The organism is Silvania confinis (assembly GCF_025564085.1).
GTDB classification, from domain to species: domain Bacteria; phylum Pseudomonadota; class Gammaproteobacteria; order Enterobacterales; family Enterobacteriaceae; genus Enterobacter; species Enterobacter confinis.
Genome location: NZ_JAMGZJ010000076.1, coordinates 244,582 through 261,964, shown reverse-complemented (window position 1 = coordinate 261,964; position 17,383 = coordinate 244,582). Strand labels below are relative to the sequence as shown.

17 protein-coding genes are annotated in these 17,383 nt (G+C 55.2%); 5 read left to right on the top strand and 12 right to left on the bottom strand.

Features of this window, described 5'->3' with window-relative positions; all coding sequences use genetic code 11:
• Positions 1-2: 2 nt before the first annotated feature.
• The 3 genes from M8013_RS13615 to pepA form a co-directional block, all read right to left on the bottom strand.
• Positions 3-2,858, bottom strand: coding sequence for a valine--tRNA ligase (locus M8013_RS13615; RefSeq protein ID WP_271268334.1), 2,856 nt, complete (start codon positions 2,856-2,858; stop codon positions 3-5).
• The gene (gene holC / locus M8013_RS13610; protein ID WP_271268333.1) at positions 2,858-3,301 is read right to left on the bottom strand and encodes a DNA polymerase III subunit chi; all 444 of its coding nucleotides are present in this window, start codon (positions 3,299-3,301) and stop codon (positions 2,858-2,860) included. Before holC ends, M8013_RS13615 begins: the two co-directional genes overlap by 1 nt.
• A 122-nt stretch (positions 3,302-3,423) precedes the next feature.
• Positions 3,424-4,935 (bottom strand): leucyl aminopeptidase, encoded by a 1,512-nt coding sequence (gene pepA / locus M8013_RS13605; protein WP_271268332.1) that lies wholly within the window; start codon positions 4,933-4,935, stop codon positions 3,424-3,426.
• Between the two features lie 262 nt (positions 4,936-5,197).
• On the opposite strand from pepA, the gene lptF reads away from it, so the two are divergent.
• From lptF to mtgA, 5 genes are all read left to right on the top strand, one after another.
• Positions 5,198-6,298 carry an LPS export ABC transporter permease LptF gene (lptF, locus tag M8013_RS13600; RefSeq protein WP_271268331.1) on the top strand — a complete coding sequence of 367 codons (1,101 nt, stop codon included), beginning with the start codon at positions 5,198-5,200 and terminating at the stop codon, positions 6,296-6,298.
• Positions 6,298-7,380, top strand: coding sequence for an LPS export ABC transporter permease LptG (lptG, locus tag M8013_RS13595; RefSeq protein WP_271268330.1), 1,083 nt, complete (start codon positions 6,298-6,300; stop codon positions 7,378-7,380). The genes lptF and lptG overlap by 1 nt, the downstream gene beginning before the upstream one ends.
• Positions 7,381-7,513: 133 nt before the next feature.
• On the top strand, positions 7,514-9,847 hold the full coding sequence (gene arcB, locus M8013_RS13590) for an aerobic respiration two-component sensor histidine kinase ArcB (RefSeq protein WP_271268329.1): 2,334 nt from the start codon (positions 7,514-7,516) through the stop codon (positions 9,845-9,847).
• Between the two features lie 229 nt (positions 9,848-10,076).
• Positions 10,077-10,730 carry an isoprenoid biosynthesis glyoxalase ElbB gene (elbB, locus tag M8013_RS13585; RefSeq protein ID WP_271268328.1) on the top strand — a complete coding sequence of 218 codons (654 nt, stop codon included), beginning with the start codon at positions 10,077-10,079 and terminating at the stop codon, positions 10,728-10,730.
• Positions 10,731-10,756: 26 nt separating this feature from the next.
• Positions 10,757-11,452 (top strand): monofunctional biosynthetic peptidoglycan transglycosylase, encoded by a 696-nt coding sequence (mtgA, locus tag M8013_RS13580; protein ID WP_418939537.1) that lies wholly within the window; start codon positions 10,757-10,759, stop codon positions 11,450-11,452.
• Here the strand turns inward: mtgA and npr are convergent.
• From npr to kdsC, 9 genes are all read right to left on the bottom strand, one after another.
• A complete protein-coding gene (gene npr / locus M8013_RS13575) occupies positions 11,449-11,721 on the bottom strand; it encodes a PTS phosphocarrier protein NPr (protein WP_047058971.1) in 273 nt (90 codons plus the stop codon). The genes mtgA and npr overlap by 4 nt on opposite strands.
• Positions 11,718-12,572 carry an RNase adapter RapZ gene (rapZ, locus tag M8013_RS13570; RefSeq protein WP_271268326.1) on the bottom strand — a complete coding sequence of 285 codons (855 nt, stop codon included), beginning with the start codon at positions 12,570-12,572 and terminating at the stop codon, positions 11,718-11,720. Before rapZ ends, npr begins: the two co-directional genes overlap by 4 nt.
• A 45-nt stretch (positions 12,573-12,617) precedes the next feature.
• Positions 12,618-13,109 (bottom strand): PTS IIA-like nitrogen regulatory protein PtsN, encoded by a 492-nt coding sequence (ptsN, locus tag M8013_RS13565; RefSeq protein WP_271268325.1) that lies wholly within the window; start codon positions 13,107-13,109, stop codon positions 12,618-12,620.
• Positions 13,110-13,191: 82 nt separating this feature from the next.
• Positions 13,192-13,479 carry a ribosome hibernation promoting factor gene (gene hpf, locus M8013_RS13560; protein ID WP_095283584.1) on the bottom strand — a complete coding sequence of 96 codons (288 nt, stop codon included), beginning with the start codon at positions 13,477-13,479 and terminating at the stop codon, positions 13,192-13,194.
• Positions 13,480-13,501: 22 nt separating this feature from the next.
• Positions 13,502-14,935, bottom strand: a complete 1,434-nt coding sequence (rpoN, locus tag M8013_RS13555; protein ID WP_271268324.1) for an RNA polymerase factor sigma-54 — start codon at positions 14,933-14,935, stop codon at positions 13,502-13,504.
• A gap of 47 nt (positions 14,936-14,982) precedes the next feature.
• Entirely contained in the window at positions 14,983-15,708 is a 726-nt protein-coding gene (gene lptB, locus M8013_RS13550) for an LPS export ABC transporter ATP-binding protein (RefSeq protein WP_271268323.1), read from the bottom strand.
• 6 nt (positions 15,709-15,714) lie between these two features.
• Positions 15,715-16,269: a lipopolysaccharide ABC transporter substrate-binding protein LptA gene (gene lptA / locus M8013_RS13545; RefSeq protein WP_271268322.1), complete on the bottom strand. Its 555-nt coding sequence runs from the start codon at positions 16,267-16,269 to the stop codon at positions 15,715-15,717.
• A complete protein-coding gene (gene lptC, locus M8013_RS13540; RefSeq protein WP_271268321.1) occupies positions 16,238-16,813 on the bottom strand; it encodes an LPS export ABC transporter periplasmic protein LptC in 576 nt (191 codons plus the stop codon). Before lptC ends, lptA begins: the two co-directional genes overlap by 32 nt.
• The gene (gene kdsC, locus M8013_RS13535; protein ID WP_271268396.1) at positions 16,810-17,376 is read right to left on the bottom strand and encodes a 3-deoxy-manno-octulosonate-8-phosphatase KdsC; all 567 of its coding nucleotides are present in this window, start codon (positions 17,374-17,376) and stop codon (positions 16,810-16,812) included. Before kdsC ends, lptC begins: the two co-directional genes overlap by 4 nt.
• Between the last annotated feature and the right edge of the window lie 7 nt (positions 17,377-17,383).

Here is a 17,383-nt window from a genome sequence, read left to right as displayed (position 1 = left end):
CATCACAGCGCGCTAATGGTGGCCTGCTGCTCGATCAGCTTCGCTTTTGCATCGGCGAAACCAACCATTCTTTCACGCTCTTTGGCGATAACCGCTTCCGGGGCGCGTGCAACAAAGGCTTCATTAGACAGTTTGCTCTCGATCTTGCCGATTTCCACGTCAACTTTCGCCACTTCTTTCGCCAGACGCGCCAGCTCAGCTTCTTTGTCTACCAGGCCTGCCATCGGGATCAGCAGCTCGGCGCCGTCGATGATTTTGGTCACGGAAACCGGACCTTTATCATCTGCAGGCAGCACGGTGATGCTCTCCAGACGCGCCATGGTCTGCAGGAAGGTGCTGTTTTCAGTGACGCGACGCGCTGCAGCATCGCTGCATCCACGCAGCAGAAGCGCCAGCGGTTTACCCGGGGAGATGTTCATTTCGGCGCGGATATTACGCACGGCAACGATCGCCAGCTTCAGCCATTCGGTATCAGCAGCTGCGGCTTCATCAACCTGAGCGGCATCGAATTCCGGGTACGGCTGCAGCATGATGGTATCGGCTGTGTTGCCGGTAATCACTTTCACACGCTGCCAGATGGTTTCGGTGATAAATGGAATGATCGGGTGGCCCAGGCGCAGCAGACCTTCCAGCACAGTGATCAGCGTGTTGCGCGTGCCGCGCAGTTCAGACTCAGAACCGCCGTTCATGACGGGCTTGGTCAGCTCCAGATACCAGTCGCAGAACTGGTTCCAGGTGAACTCGTACAGGATGCCGGCTGCGATATCGAAGCGATAGCTATCCAGCGCTTCACGGAACGCTTTGGTGGTCTGGTTGAATTCAGCCAGGATCCAGCGGTCTGCCAGGGACAGTGTCATTTCGCCGCCGTTAAAGCCGCAATCCTGATCTTCGGTGTTCATCAGCACAAAGCGGCTGGCGTTCCACAGCTTGTTACAGAAGTTGCGGTAACCTTCCAGACGTTTCATGTCCCAGTTGATGTCGCGACCGGTAGAGGCCAGCGCCGCCAGGGTGAAACGCAGGGCGTCAGTACCGTGCGGCTCAATGCCGTCCGGGAACTGCTTCGCGGTGCGTTTGGCGATTTTCTCAGCCAGCTGCGGCTGCATCATGTTGCCGGTACGTTTCTCAAGCAGGTCTTCCAGGGAGATACCGTCAACCATATCCAGCGGGTCAATTACGTTGCCCTTGGATTTGGACATCTTCTGGCCTTCGTCGTCGCGGATAAGACCGGTCATGTAGATGGTCTTGAACGGGATCTGCGGCTTGCCGTCTTCATCTTTGATGAAGTGCATGGTCATCATGATCATGCGGGCAATCCAGAAGAAGATGATGTCGAAGCCGGAAACCATCACGCTGGTCGGGTGGAACTGACGCAGCGCGTCGGTGTTCTCAGGCCAGCCAAGGGTAGAGAAGGTCCACAGCGCAGAGGAGAACCAGGTGTCGAGTACGTCGTCGTCCTGACGCAGAGCCACGTCGGCACCGAGGTTGTTTTCCTGACGCACTTCTTCTTCGGTACGGCCAACAAAGACGTTGCCGTCGTTGTCGTACCAGGCCGGGATACGGTGACCCCACCACAGCTGACGAGAGATACACCAGTCCTGAATATCGCGCATCCAGGAGAAGTACATGTTTTCGTACTGCTTCGGCACGAACTGAATGTCACCGTTTTCAACCGCTTCAACCGCCGGTTTCGCCAGCACGTCAGCACGGACGTACCACTGGTCGGTGAGCATCGGTTCGATAACCACGCCGCCACGGTCGCCGTAAGGCACGGTCAGATCGTGTGGCTTAACTTCTTCCAACAGGCCCAGCGCGTCAATCGCGGCAACAACCGCTTTACGCGCGGCAAAACGTTCCAGCTTCTGGAACTCAGCCGGGATGTCGCTTGGGTAAACGTCAGACTCTTCGCCTTTGGTGTCATACACCTCTGCGCTTTCACGGATATCACCGTCAAAGGTCAGGATGTTGATCATTGGCAGGGCGTGACGACGGCCCACTTCGTAGTCGTTGAAATCGTGTGCCGGGGTGATTTTGACGCAGCCGGTACCTTTTTCCATGTCGGCATGTTCATCGCCCAGGACTGGAATGCGGCGATTAACCAGCGGCAGCACCACGAATTTGCCAATCAGATCTTTGTAGCGCGGATCTTCCGGGTTAACGGCGACGCCGGTATCGCCCAGCAGGGTTTCCGGACGGGTGGTTGCCACGACCAGATAATCTTTGCCGTCTGCGGTGGTTGCGCCATCAGCCAGCGGATAGCGGATATGCCACATGGAGCCTTTCGACTCGCGGTTTTCCACTTCCAGGTCAGAGATAGCGGTACGCAGTTTTGGATCCCAGTTAACCAGGCGCTTGCCACGGTAAATCAGATCTTCTTTGTACAGACGGACGAACACTTCTTTCACCGCATTGGAAAGGCCTTCGTCCATGGTGAAGCGCTCGCGCTCCCAGTCCACGGAGTTGCCGAGGCGGCGCATCTGGCGGGTAATGGTGCCGCCGGATTCTGCTTTCCACTGCCAGATTTTGTCGATAAAGGCGTCGCGACCGTAGTCGTGGCGGGTTTTACCTTCTTCAGCGGCAATTTTACGTTCGACCACCATCTGGGTAGCAATACCCGCATGGTCGGTACCCGCCTGCCACAGGGTGTTTTTACCCTGCATGCGCTGGTAACGGATCATGGTATCCATGATGGTCTGCTGGAAGGCATGACCCATATGCAAACTGCCGGTGACGTTCGGCGGCGGGATCATGATGCAGAAGGACTCTTTGCTTTCATCGCCGTTAGGCTTGAAATAGCCCTGCTGTTCCCAGTGCTCGTATAGCGGCTGTTCGATATCGCGTGGGTTATATGTCTTTTCCATTATTTCCAGGTTGCCGTATTCAGGTTAAAACCAGCCAGGCGGTACGCTTTGTAGCGTTCGCGCGCCAGTTGTTTCAAAGAGTCTTCGTGAGGGACAAAGTCTACCACTTCTGTGAAAGCGGTGGCAAAATCTGCAAAGCCGATACGCAGGCTGATCAGAATATCCCGCGGGCTGCTGTTGCGTTTTTGCGGCCAGGCGATCTCTACCGGCGCGCCACCGCGCGGCCCTTCCCCCGCCAGATTGTGCGGGACAAAGCTTTCCGGCGGTCGTGCCCACAGCGCTTCATCCAGGCGGATGGCCTGCTGTTCATCTTCGCAGGCAATGAGCACGCGTTTACCACCGCGCCAACGTTCTGCGGCAATCTCACACACCAGCTGTTCGACAGCGCTTAAGCCATCCTGCTGCGTGTCATTGTCCAGAAGATAGAACGTTGCGTTTTTCATATATGGGGCTTCTTGTTTTGTATTTAAATGCAAAGCCGGGTGGCGCTACGCTTACCCGGCCTACAAACGGCATTTTCACGTAGGCCCGGTAAGCGTAGCGCCACCCGGCATCTGACAGAGAGTTACTCTTCGCCGTTAAACCCGGCGCGGTTCAACAGGAACTGCGACAGCAGGGCGACAGGACGACCGGTCGCGCCTTTGGCTTTACCGGAGCGCCATGCGGTACCGGCGATGTCCAGGTGGGCCCAGTTGTACTTGCGGGTGAAGCGCGCCAGGAAGCAGCCTGCGGTAATGGCGCCGCCAGGACGACCGCCGATGTTCCCCATATCCGCGAAGTTGGACTCCAGCTGCTCCTGATACTCATCGCTCATTGGCAGACGCCATGCGCGATCGCCCGCCTGTTCAGAGGCGCTGATCAGCTCGTGCGCCAGCGGGTTGTGGTTCGACATCAGGCCGGTGATGTGATGGCCCAGCGCAATCACGCAGGCACCGGTCAGCGTCGCGACGTCGATAACCGCTTCTGGCTCGAAACGCTCAACGTAGGTCAACACGTCGCACAGCACCAGACGGCCTTCGGCATCGGTGTTCAACACTTCAACGGTCTGCCCGGACATGGTGGTCAGTACGTCGCCCGGACGATAAGCGCGGCCGCCCGGCATGTTTTCACAGCCTGCCAGCACGCCGATGACGTTAATCGGCAGCTGAAGCTCTGCCACCATGCGCATCACGCCGTAAACTGCTGCGGCGCCGCACATGTCGTATTTCATCTCATCCATGCCTTCGGCAGGTTTGATGGAGATACCGCCGGAGTCAAAGGTCAGGCCTTTACCGACCAGCACAATCGGGCGCACGTCTTCGGACGGATTGCCTTTGTACTCAATCACCGACATCAGGGATTCATTTTGCGAACCATTGCCAACGGCAAGGTAGGAGTGCATCCCCAGCTCTTTCATCTGCTGCTCGCCAATCACGCGGGTGACGACGTTTTTGCTGTAGGAGTCCGCCAGCTGACGCGCCTGCGACGCCAGGTAGCCGGCGTTACAGATGTTAGGTGGCATATTGCCGAGGTCTTTCGCCGCTTTAATACCGGCAGCAATGGCCAGGCCGTGCTGAATCGCGCGTTCACCGCTGGTCAGTTCCCGACGGGTAGGGACGTTAAAGACCATTTTACGCAGCGGGCGGCGCGGCTCGCTCTTGGTGGTTTTCAGCTGATCGAAGCTGTACAGGGTCTCTTTGGCGGTCTCAACGGCCTGGCGCACTTTCCAGTAGGTGTTGCGGCCTTTCACGTGGAGCTCGGTCAGGAAGCATACCGCTTCCATTGAGCCAGTATCATTCAGCGTATTGATCGTTTTCTGAATAACCTGTTTGTACTGGCGCTCATCCAGCTCACGCTCCTTGCCACAGCCAATCAGCAGAATGCGTTCAGACAGCACGTTGGGAACATGATGCAGCAACAGCGTCTGTCCCGGTTTGCCTTCCAGCTCACCGCGGCGCAGCAGCGCGCTGATATAGCCGTCACTGATTTTATCGAGTTGTTCGGCGATTGGAGAGAGTCTGCGGGGTTCAAATACGCCCACAACGATGCAGGCACTCCGCTGTTTCTCCGGGCTACCGCTTTTTACACTGAACTCCATGAACTACGCTCCTGAATCTTAAAGACAACAGCGGCGGCTACGGATAGAATTGCAACCTTTCGTAACGCATATCCGCTGTTGCGGTGACTTCGTGTTAATCTTAATTACGGTTTCGACACGTCATTACAACTCGTGAGGCGCGAATCCGCCGGGTGTTCTAATCTTAGCGATGATTTCGACGACTCAAGAGAATAAATGACGTTTAAGCCATGAAACAAGCGATTTTCCTGCAAAGAGATGGGTTTTTACGGGCGTATTTAATTTGATAATCATAAGATATCTGGTTCGGGAGACGCTCAAAAGCCAGCTGGCGATACTCTTTATTCTGTTACTGATTTTTTTCTGTCAGAAGCTGGTGAGGATCCTCGGTGCGGCGGTCGATGGTGAGATCCCTACAAATCTGGTGCTTTCCCTGCTCGGGTTAGGCGTGCCCGAAATGGCGCAGCTTATCCTGCCGCTCAGTCTTTTCCTCGGCCTGTTGATGACGCTCGGTAAACTGTATACCGATAGTGAAATTACGGTCATGCACGCGTGCGGCCTGAGCAAATCGGTGCTGGTGAAAGCCGCGATGGTGCTGGCGCTGTTTACCGGCATTGTTGCCGCCGTGAACGTCATGTGGGCTGGCCCCGTCTCTTCCCGCCATCAGGATGAAGTGCTGGCTGAAGCCAAAGCCAACCCTGGTCTGGCTGCCCTGGCGCAGGGTCAGTTTCAGCAGGCGGCTGACGGTAGCTCGGTCCTGTTTATTGAAAGCGTCGACAGTAGCCGCTTTAACGACGTATTCCTCGCCCAAATTCGCACTAAAGGTAACGCCCGTCCGTCGGTGGTGGTGGCTGATTCCGGTCAGCTCTCGCAGGGGAAAGACGGTTCGCAGATCGTCACGCTGAACAAAGGTACTCGCTTTGAAGGCACGGCCCTGCTGCGCGATTTCCGCATTACTGACTTCCAGAATTATCAGGCGATTATTGGTCATCAGACGGTGGCGCTGGATCCGACCGATACCGAGCAGATGAACATGCGTACCCTGATAAACACCGACAACGACCGCGCCCGCTCCGAGCTGCACTGGCGTATCACGCTGGTGTTTACCGTCTTTATGATGGCGCTGATGGTGGTTCCGCTGAGCGTGGTGAACCCGCGTCAGGGTCGCGTGCTGTCTATGCTGCCCGCCATGCTGCTGTATCTGGTGTTCTTCCTGCTGCAAACGTCAATTAAGTCGAACGGTGGCAAAGGGAAAATTGACCCGGTGGTCTGGACCTGGGTGGTCAACGGACTCTATCTGCTGTTGGCGGTGGCCCTCAATCTGTGGGATACCGTGCCGATGCGCCGTGTACGGGCCCGGATTATGCGTAAAGGAGCGGTGTAATGCAGGCGTTTGGCGTTCTTGACCGCTATATCGGTAAAACAATATTCACCACCATCATGATGACCTTGTTCATGCTGGTGTCGCTCTCCGGGATCATCAAGTTCGTTGACCAGCTCAAGAAGGCCGGGCAAGGGAGTTATGACGCGCTCGGCGCTGGGATGTACACCCTGCTGAGCATGCCGAAAGATGTGCAGATCTTCTTCCCGATGGCGGCGCTGCTGGGTGCGCTGTTGGGGCTGGGGATGCTGGCACAGCGCAGCGAGCTGGTGGTGATGCAGGCCTCGGGCTTTACCCGCATGCAGGTGGCGGCGTCGGTGATGAAAACCGCTATCCCGCTGGTGCTGCTGACCATGGCGATGGGCGAGTGGGTTGCGCCGCAGGGCGAGCAGATGGCGCGTAACTACCGCGCACAGCAGATGTACGGCGGCTCGCTGCTTTCCACGCAACAGGGGCTGTGGGCAAAAGACGGTAAAAACTTTGTCTATATCGAACGCGTGAAGGGCGATAACTCGCTCGGCGGCGTCAGCATCTACAGCTTTAACGATCAGCGTCGTTTGCAGTCGGTGCGTTATGCGGCCTCAGCAACCTTTGATACGGAAAACAAAGTCTGGCGTCTGTCGCAGGTGGATGAGTCCAACCTGCAGGATCCGAAGCAGATCACCGGGTCACAAACCGTCTCGGGTACCTGGAAAACCAATCTGACCCCGGACAAACTCGGCGTGGTCGCGCTGGATCCCGATGCGCTCTCCATCACCGGCCTGCACGACTATGTGAAGTACCTGAAGTCGAGCGGCCAGGACGCCGGGCGTTATCAACTCAATATGTGGAGCAAGATCTTCCAGCCACTTTCCGTGGCGGTGATGATGCTGATGGCCCTGTCGTTTATCTTCGGCCCACTGCGTAGCGTGGCGATGGGGGTGCGCGTCGTAACGGGTATCAGCTTCGGCTTTGTTTTCTACGTGCTGGACCAAATCTTCGGCCCGCTGACGCTGGTTTATGGCATTCCTCCGATGCTTGGCGCCCTGTTGCCAAGCGCCTCGTTCCTGCTGCTCAGCCTGTGGCTGATGCTGAAGCGCTCCTGATTGTCATTTGCCTCACTTCCTCTGTGGGAGTGGGGCGCATCTCCTGTTTTACACCTCACTTTTTCGCACAACCTTCAACGCCTTGCCTGGAATTTGCGTATGATTGTGCGATGACGTCGTGAAGAGATCCCCTATGAAGCAAATTCGGTTACTGGCGCAGTACTATGTCGATCTGATGATGAAGCTTGGCCTGGTGCGCTTCTCCCTGTTGCTGGCGCTGGCGCTGGTGGTGCTGGCGATAGTGGTGCAGATGGCCATTACCATGGTGCTGCATGGGCAGGTTGAGAGCATCGATCTTATTCGCTCTATTTTCTTTGGTCTGCTGATCACGCCGTGGGCGGTCTATTTTCTGTCGGTGGTGGTGGAGCAGCTTGAAGAGTCCCGCCAGCGCCTGACCCGGGTGGTGGAAAAGCTCGAAGAGATGCGTGAGCGCGATCTCAAGCTTAACGTGCAGCTTAAAGACAACATTGCCCAGCTCAATCAGGAGATCTCCGATCGTGTGAAGGCGGAGGCTGAGCGTCAGACGACTCTGGAGCAGTTGAAGGTCGAGATGAAAGAGCGCGAACAGACGCAAATTCAGCTCGAACAGCAATCCTCCTTCCTGCGCTCTTTCCTCGATGCTTCGCCAGACCTCGTCTTTTATCGCAATGAAGATAAAGAGTTCTCAGGCTGCAACCGGGCGATGGAGCTGTTGACCGGCAAGAGTGAAAAACAGCTGGTTAACCTGCGGCCGCAGGATGTGTATTCAGAAGAGGCGGCGGCCAAAGTTATCGAAACCGACGAGAAGGTGTTCCGCCATAACGTCTCGTTGACCTACGAGCAGTGGCTCGACTACCCGGACGGGCGTAAAGCGTGTTTCGAAATTCGCAAAGTGCCTTACTACGATCGCGTCGGGAAGCGCCACGGGCTGATGGGCTTCGGACGCGATATTACCGAACGTAAGCGCTATCAGGATGCGCTGGAGCGCGCCAGCCGTGACAAGACCACCTTTATCTCCACCATCAGCCACGAGCTGCGTACGCCGCTCAACGGCATCGTCGGCTTAAGCCGCATTCTGCTGGATACCGATCTGACGGCCGAGCAGGAAAAATACCTCAAAACTATTCATGTTTCGGCAGTCACGCTCGGCAATATCTTCAACGATATTATCGATATGGATAAGATGGAACGGCGCAGGGTCCAACTGGATAATCAGCCGGTGGACTTCACCAGCTTCCTTGCCGACCTGGAAAACCTCTCAGGCCTGCAGGCGCAGCAGAAAGGGCTGCGCTTTGTGCTGGATCCGACGCTGCCGCTACCGCATAAAGTGGTCACGGACGGCACCCGCCTGCGCCAGATCCTGTGGAACTTAATCAGCAATGCCGTCAAATTTACCCAAAGTGGCCAGGTCGCGGTTCGCGTGCGCTACGGTGAGGGTGAGATGCTGCAGTTCGAAGTGGAAGATTCCGGGATCGGTATTCCGCAGGAAGAGCAGGACAAAATCTTCGCCATGTATTACCAGGTGAAAGACAGCCATGGCGGCAAGCCTGCCACCGGTACTGGCATTGGCCTCGCGGTCTCGCGCAGGCTGGCGAAGAGCATGGGCGGAGATATCACTGTCACCAGCAATCCGGGTAAAGGTTCACTGTTTGCGTTGAGCGTTCACGCGCCTGCGGTGGCCGAAGAAGTCGAAGATACCTTTGACCAGGATGAAATGCCGCTGCCCGCGCTGCATGTGCTGCTGGTTGAAGATATCGAACTGAATGTGATTGTTGCCCGCTCGGTGCTGGAGAAACTCGGCAGCAGCGTGGATGTGGCGATGACCGGTAAAGCCGCGCTGGAGATGTTCACGCCTGGCGAATACGATCTTGTACTGCTGGATATTCAGCTGCCGGATATGACCGGGCTGGATATTTCCCGCGAGCTGACGCAACGCTACGCCCAGGACGAACTGCCGCCGCTGGTGGCGCTCACCGCCAACGTGCTGAAGGATAAAAACGAGTATCTGGATGCCGGGATGAACGACGTGCTAAGCAAACCGCTGGCGGTTCCGGCGCTAACCGCGATGATCAAGAAATTCTGGGACACCCGTGATGAAGAGGAGAGCACCATGACGACAGTAGATACCGAAAAATCGCAGTCCTTACTGGATATCACCATGCTTGAGCAGTACATCGATTTAGTCGGTCCGAAGCTGATCACTGACGGTGTTGCCGTGTTCGAAAAGATGATGCCGGGCTATTTGAACGTGCTGGAGTCCAACCTGACGGCGCGCGATCAAAAAGGGATCGTGGAAGAAGGTCACAAGATCAAGGGCGCGGCGGGCTCTATTGGTCTGCGACATTTGCAGCAACTGGGTCAGCAGATTCAGTCACCGGATTTACCGGCATGGTCCGATAATGTTGGTGAATGGGTTGAAGAGATGAAGCAAGAGTGGCAGAACGATGTGGCGGTGCTGAAAGCGTGGGTGGACAGCAGAAAAAAATGACCCCGGCTAAACCGGGGTGCGCGAATACTGCGCCAACACCAGGGAAATCGTGGCTGCGCCTGAATTATTATTGTCTGTCAGGAAGGGCGTAGCCTCAAAATTAAGGCCGTACGCACTTAAGATAGCAAATCTTAAATAACTTGTTACATGAATCAGTTAAATGTGTGAAGCATACCGTTTTAATCAGAATTATTAATGGGCGTGTAACATATTCATAAGGATTGGCAGGATGAAAAAGGTTGGCGTAATACTGAGCGGTTGCGGCGTTTACGATGGTTCAGAGATCCACGAAGCGGTGCTGACGCTGCTGGCACTGGCGCGCAGCGGGGCGGAAGCCGTCTGCTTCGCACCGGATAAAACCCAGTCGGATGTCATTAACCACCTCACCGGCGAGCAAATGGCAGAAAGCCGGAACGTATTGATCGAAGCGGCGCGGATCGCGCGCGGACAGATTCGTCCTCTTCATCAGGCCCGCGCCGAGGAACTGGATGCGCTGATTGTGCCGGGCGGGTTTGGCGCGGCGAAAAATCTCAGTGATTTTGCCCGCCAGGGGAGCGCCTGTCAGGTCGACAGCCATTTAAAAACCCTGACCCAGCAGCTGCATGCCGCGGGTAAACCGCTGGGCTTTATCTGCATCGCCCCGGCACTGCTGCCAGCAATCTTTGATATTCCACTGCGTCTGACCATTGGCACCGACATTGATACCGCCGAGGTGATTGAAGACATGGGCGGGGAGCATATCCCGTGTCCGGTTGAAGATATTGTGGTCGACGAAGACAACAAAATCGTTACCACGCCCGCCTGGATGCTGGCGCAAGATATTGCCGAAGCCGCGGTGGGCATTGAGAAGCTGGTGGCCCGCGTGCTGGTGCTGACTGAATGAGATTGACACGCCCGCGGGCAGGCTGGATGAGACGGGTCGTCGTGCGCATTTTGCTGGTGCTGGCGGTCTTCTGGGGCGGCGGCATCGCCCTGTTTAGTTTTCTGCCTGTGCCTTTTTCGGCGGTGATGATTGAGCGCCAGCTGAGCCGCTGGTTCACCGGGGATGTGAGCTATGTTGCCCATTCAGACTGGGTCAGCATGGATGAGATCTCGCCGTGGATGGGGCTCGCGGTGATTGCTGCGGAAGATCAGAAATTCCCGGAACACTGGGGCTTTGACATTGGGGCGATCGAAAAAGCCTTGGCGCATAACGAGCGTAATGCGAGTCGAGTTCGCGGAGCGTCGACACTGTCTCAGCAAACGGCGAAAAATCTGTTTCTGTGGGACGGACGTAGCTGGGTACGCAAGGGGCTGGAAGCCGGACTGACGCTGGGCATTGAAACCGTGTGGAGTAAAAAGCGTATTTTGACGGTGTACCTGAACATTGCGGAGTTTGGCGAGGGTGTGTTTGGCGTTGAGGCGGCGGCACAGCGTTATTTTCGTAAACCGGCAAGCCGTCTGACACCATCAGAAGCCGCACTGCTAGCGGCGGTGTTACCCAATCCGATTCGCTTTAAAGCCACTGCGCCCTCTGGCTACGTTCGCAGCCGTCAGGCGTGGATCATACGCCAGATGCGCCAGCTAGGCGGAGAAGGGTACATGCAGGCGCACAACCTGCATTAGTCTTCATCAAAACCGGCGTTAAACAGCGCAATGACTGCGGCCAACGCCTCTTCTTCTTGCGGACCGGTGGCTTCAATTTCGATTTGTCGGCCCTTTGCTGAATCCAGCATCAACAGCGCAATCACGCTGTTGGCTTCCGCTTCGGTGCCTTCGTCGTTGCGCAGCAAAACTTCCGCGTCAAAACCCTGCATCAGTTCAAACAGCTTCATCGCCGGGCGGGCGTGCATGCCCAGCTTGTTGGTGATTTCAACGGTCTGCTTTACGGTCATGTTTTACGTTTTTCCAGCGTACGATGACGAGACTGCACGTTTTTACCGCGCGAGCGGAAATAGTCAGCCAGTTGCTCAGCAATGTAAACCGAACGGTGCTTACCCCCGGTACAGCCAATCGCCACTGTCAGATAGCTGCGATTGTTTGTCTCCAGCATCGGCAACCAGAGTTCAAGGTAGCTGCGCGTCTGATAAATAAAGTTATGCACTTCAGTATGCCGGTCGAGAAACGCGGCCACCGGTTTATCCAGACCGGTCATCGGACGCAGCTTCGGATCCCAGTGCGGGTTCGGCAGGAAGCGCACGTCAAACACATAGTCCGCATCAATAGGAATGCCGTGCTTAAAGCCGAACGATTCGAAGACCATCGTTAGCTCACGCTCGCGTTTGCCCAGCAGACGCGTGCGCAGCATTTCTGCCAGCTCATGGACGGACATCTCCGAGGTATCGACGATCAGATCTGCCCGGGAACGCAGCGGCTCCAGCAGATCGCTCTCCTGGTCAATCGCACTTTCCAGCGACAGATTTTTACTCGAGAGTGGATGCAGGCGACGGGTGTCGCTGTAGCGGCGGATCAGCGTATTACGATCGGCATCAAGGAACAGCAGCTGAGGCGAAAACGCCTCCGGCAGGCTGCTCATCGCTTGCTCAAAGATTTCTGGTGATTCAGGCATGTTACGCACGTCGATACTGACCGCGGCAGAAATCTGTCGCTCGGCCAGCGTACGCGCCAGGTCGGGCAGCAGGACAACCGGCAGGTTATCCACGCAGTAAAAGCCCATATCTTCCAGCGCTCGCAGGGCCACCGACTTCCCTGAACCTGAACGACCGCTGACGATCATCAGCACCATGTACCGTTTCTCCTCAGGGCTACAGATGTCAATGCCATCACCCGATTACGCATCATCCTGATTGCCTTCTGCTTCCGTAATGATTTGATAAAGCTCGTCATCGCTCTGTGCCGCGCGCAGACGACGACAGATAGTTTTATCCGCCAGACGTTTGGCTACCAGCGAGAGCGTGTGCAGATGCGTTTTTGTCTGGTCAGCGGGCACCAGCAGCGCAAACAGCAGATCGACCGGTTGGTTATCAATGGCATCAAACGCGATCGGCGTTTCGAGTTGTACAAATACCCCCACGGCACGCAGCGTATCTTCTTCCAGTTTGCCGTGTGGAATAGCGATGCCGTTGCCGATACCGGTACTGCCCATTTTTTCGCGGGTCAGAATGGCTTCGAACACCACCTGCGACGGCAGGCCCAGCTGTTTTGCGGCCAGTTCACTGATGATCTCCAGCGCACGTTTTTTGCTCTGGCAGTGAACTGCACTGCGGGTACATTCCTGATTAAGGGCGTTGCTCAGTTGTAGAGTGGATTCGTTATTCATCATAATTTCACCTAAGCGCTAACTGTACAAAGGGCCCGTTGTGTTTCACAACAGGCCGTCCTGCACCCGTTAACAGCCCGGACAATTAGTGTTGTTTCAGTTTATCTTTATGTTTGTTTAGCTGCCGGGCCAGCTTGTCGATCAAGCCGTCGATAGCCGCGTACATGTCCTGCCCTTCCGCACTGGCATGGATTTCACCCCCGTTGATATGCAGGGTCGCATCCGAGATATGAGTCACTTTTTCCACTTTTAACACAATGTAGACCTGATTGATCCTCTCGAAATACTGTTCAAGTTTGGCGAATTTGGTGTTAACAAAATCGCGCAGGGCTTCAGTGATTTCGACGTTGTGTCCTGTGATGTTGAGCTGCATAGTGTCTTCCTTATCGGTTGTGTCAAACCAGTTGTTTACGCTGGTTAGACGGCGGAATGGATAAAGACTCTCGATACTTCGCAACAGTACGGCGTGCGACCATGATACCTTGTTCGGACAGGATGGTGGTCAACTTACTGTCACTCAGTGGTTTCGCGGGGTTCTCCGCGGCGATCAACTTCTTCACCAGCGCCCGGATCGCCGTCGACGAGGCCTCGCCACCGCCTTCGGTATTCACATGGCTGGAGAAGAAATACTTAAGCTCAAAAATACCGCGCGGGCTGTGCAAATACTTCTGCGTCGTCACGCGGGAAATCGTCGATTCATGCATCTCGACGGCCTGGGCGATATCGGCCAGCACCATCGGCTTCATAAACTCATCGCCCTGTTCAAAAAACGCCTGCTGCTGTTCAACGATGCAGCGGCTCACGCGCAGCAGTGTGTCATTGCGGCTTTCGAGACTTTTAATCAGCCAGCGCGCTTCCTGGAGGTTGCTACGGATGAACTGGTTATCGGAGTCGTTGCGCGTACTGGTACACATTGACGCGTAATGCTGGTTGATTTGCAGGCGCGGAACGCTGTCGGCGTTGAGCTCCACGGTCCACAGACCGTTGTGCTTGCGCACCAGCACATCCGGAATCACATACTCGGGCTCACCGGCCTGGATAGATTGCCCGGGGCGCGGATCCAGCGACTGAATCAGATTGACCGCTTCCTTCAGCACATCCTCTTTCAGTCGCGTGACGCGCATCAGGGAGCGGAAGTCGTGGTTCGCCAGCAGATCAAGATGTTCGCTGATGATCAGGCGCGCGTCTTCGAGCCACGGCGTCTCTTTGGCAAACTGGGAAAGCTGAATAAGAAGGCAGTCACGTAAATCTTTGGCAGCGACGCCGACCGGATCAAAGCGCTGTACGCGCTTCAGTACCGCCTCGACCTCTTCAAGCTCGAGTTCATCATCGCCAATACTCTCAAGAATGTCGTCCAGCGATACGGTCAGATAGCCCGTGTCATCAACAGCATCGACAATCGAGGTGGCGATGGCGCGATCGGTATCGGAAAATGGCGTTAGCTCCACCTGCCACATCAGGTAATCCTGTAGCGTCTGGGTGGTTTCACCCTGATAAACGGGGAGCTCATCATCCTGGTAGTCTGCACGCGTGCCGGAAGGTGTTCCGGCGGTATAGATTTCATCCCAGCTGGCATCGAGCGGAAGCTCGTCGGGCATCTCTTTTTGTTCGAGGGCCTCAACCGTATCGAGAGCTTCTTTATCCTGAGGCTGCTGGGTTTCTATCTCTTCGTGAAGATCGGTTTGCTCGAGCAGGGGATTACTTTCCAACGCTTGCTGAAGTTCCTGCTGGAGTTCTAACGTCGATAGTTGCAACAGACGGATGGCCTGTTGTAACTGCGGTGTCATCGCCAGCTGTTGGCTGAGCCTTAATTGCAAACCTTGCTTCATGTTCAGAGCATTTTTCTCCGTTTACGCGAGACTAAACTTCTACCCTATCAGAGTCTGAAGTCTTCCCCAAGATACACGCGCTTAACATGCTCGTCTTCAAGGATCTGCTGCGGTGTGCCGTGGGCAATAAGATGACCCTGGCTGACGATATAAGCGCGCTCACAGACCGCCAGCGTTTCACGGACGTTGTGATCGGTGATGAGCACACCGAGCCCGCTGTCGCGCAGATGCTCAATGATACGTTTTATATCGATTACTGAAATGGGGTCAACGCCCGCAAACGGTTCATCCAGAAGGATAAATTTAGGGTTGGCTGCCAATGCTCGGGCAATTTCCACGCGGCGACGTTCACCCCCGGAAAGTGCCTGACCCAGGTTGTTGCGCAGGTGCTCAATGTGGAACTCTTCCATCAGCTCATTGGCGCGATCGTTACGCTGTTCTGCGGAGAGATCGTCACGAATTTGCAGCACCGCCATCAAGTTGTCGAACACGCTCAGACGGCGGAAAATGGAGGCTTCCTGCGGTAAATAGCCGATGCCGCGGCGCGCACGTGCGTGAAGAGGCAGCAGGCTGATGTCTTCATCATCAATAATGATGTTTCCCGCATCGCGCGGCACAATCCCGACCACCATGTAAAAGGTGGTGGTTTTACCCGCACCGTTAGGACCCAACAGGCCGACAATTTCGCCGGAGTTGACGGTCAAACTGACATCTTCCACTACGCGGCGGCCTTTGTAGGCTTTTGCGAGATTCTTTGCAGTTAATGTTGCCATAACGAATTAGTTACTCTTTTTCTGTGCCGGAGCCTGATTGTTGTTTTTGTCCTGCAACTGCGACGGAACAAGTACAGTCGTAACACGCTTGCCCTTTTCGCTAAAGGCCTGCATTTTTTGCTCTTTCACCAGGTAGGTGATTTTGTCGCCTTTAATATTGCTGTCGAGCTGTTCCAGGAATGCGTTCCCGGTCAGAACGACGAAATCCTTCGCCAGTTCGTAGTGCATCTGCGAGGCGTGACCTTTGACGGGCTTGCCGTTGTCCTGCATCTGATAGAAGGTGGCCGGGTTGCCATAGCCATCAATCACTTCTTTCCCGTCTTCGCCGCCCGGACGGGTGACAACGACTTTATCAGCGTTGATTTTGATGGTGCCCTGGGTCACAACAACATTGCCGGTAAAGGTCACGACGTTACCCTGCATATCGAGTGACTGTGTGTCGGATTCGATATGGATCGGCTGCTCGGTATCACCCGTTACAGCAAGCGCGGGCAGGCTGACGGCCAGCAGCGTGCTGGCGATGATAAAATTAAGGCTGAGTTTGTTTGTTTTGAATTTCATAGGAGGTTCTAACCTTTTCAATCAGCTCTGCGTTCTTGCTGCGTAAGTTCCCGCGCATTCTCAGACCGCTGGAATTAAATGTGGTGCCATATAACGTAACCAGATCCTGAGACGTCACATCCTGCGTCACAAGGTTAATCTGTGCGTTATCGGTGGTGATTTTGCGCAGCTGTGAGTCAGCGGTCAGCGCATTCACTTCAACGTGACCATACAGATAAAGCATACGGTCATTTGTCAGTTTTGCCCGGTCTGATTTTATCGACCATGTTGGAATTTTATTGGCATCAAAGGTGGTCATTACCGGTTGGGTAAACCACGACACACCCTGTTCGGAAAAATACTCAACGTGCTGGGCGATCAGGCGGTAATTCAGGGCACCTTCCGGGCTATAAACTACCGTATCGCTGTGATCGCTTTTATAGGTTGGATCGTTGGTATTCACCGTCGGCGCTTGTGTGTCGTCGCGGTCAGCGAGATTCACGCCAATCAGTATCAGAGCGACCAGCGACAGTAGAATAATCACCCAACGTCTGGTTTTACTCATATCGATTGCCCTTTGGCCTCATCAAGCTTACCTTGCGCCAGCAGCAGCAAGTCACACACTTCCCGAACTGCACCGCGACCGCCGTTAATACGGGTGACATAGTCAGCGCGCGGGATCAACAGCGGATGGGCATCGGCAACGGCGATGCTCAAACCCACTTCTGCCATCACTGGCCAGTCAATCAGGTCATCGCCAACATAAGCAACATGTTCCGGGGCGGTAGCCAGTTTACCAAGTAAGTCCCTGAAAGCGACTATCTTATCCGATTGTCCCTGGTAGAGATGGGTAATACCCAGCGTCTCGCAGCGATCTTCTACTAGTTTAGCCTTACGCCCGGTGATAATGGCAACTTCTATGCCAGAAGTGAGCGCGCAGCGAATACCATAGCCATCGCGCACGTTGAAAGCCTTCAGCTCTTCACCATTATTACCCATATAAATTAGACCGTCGGACAGAACACCATCCACATCCAGGATCAGCAGGCGAATGTTTTCTGCCTGCGCCATCATCTGCGAACTGACCGGGCCATAACAGGTTGCAACGGACGCACCCGCATTACTCATTGTCTTA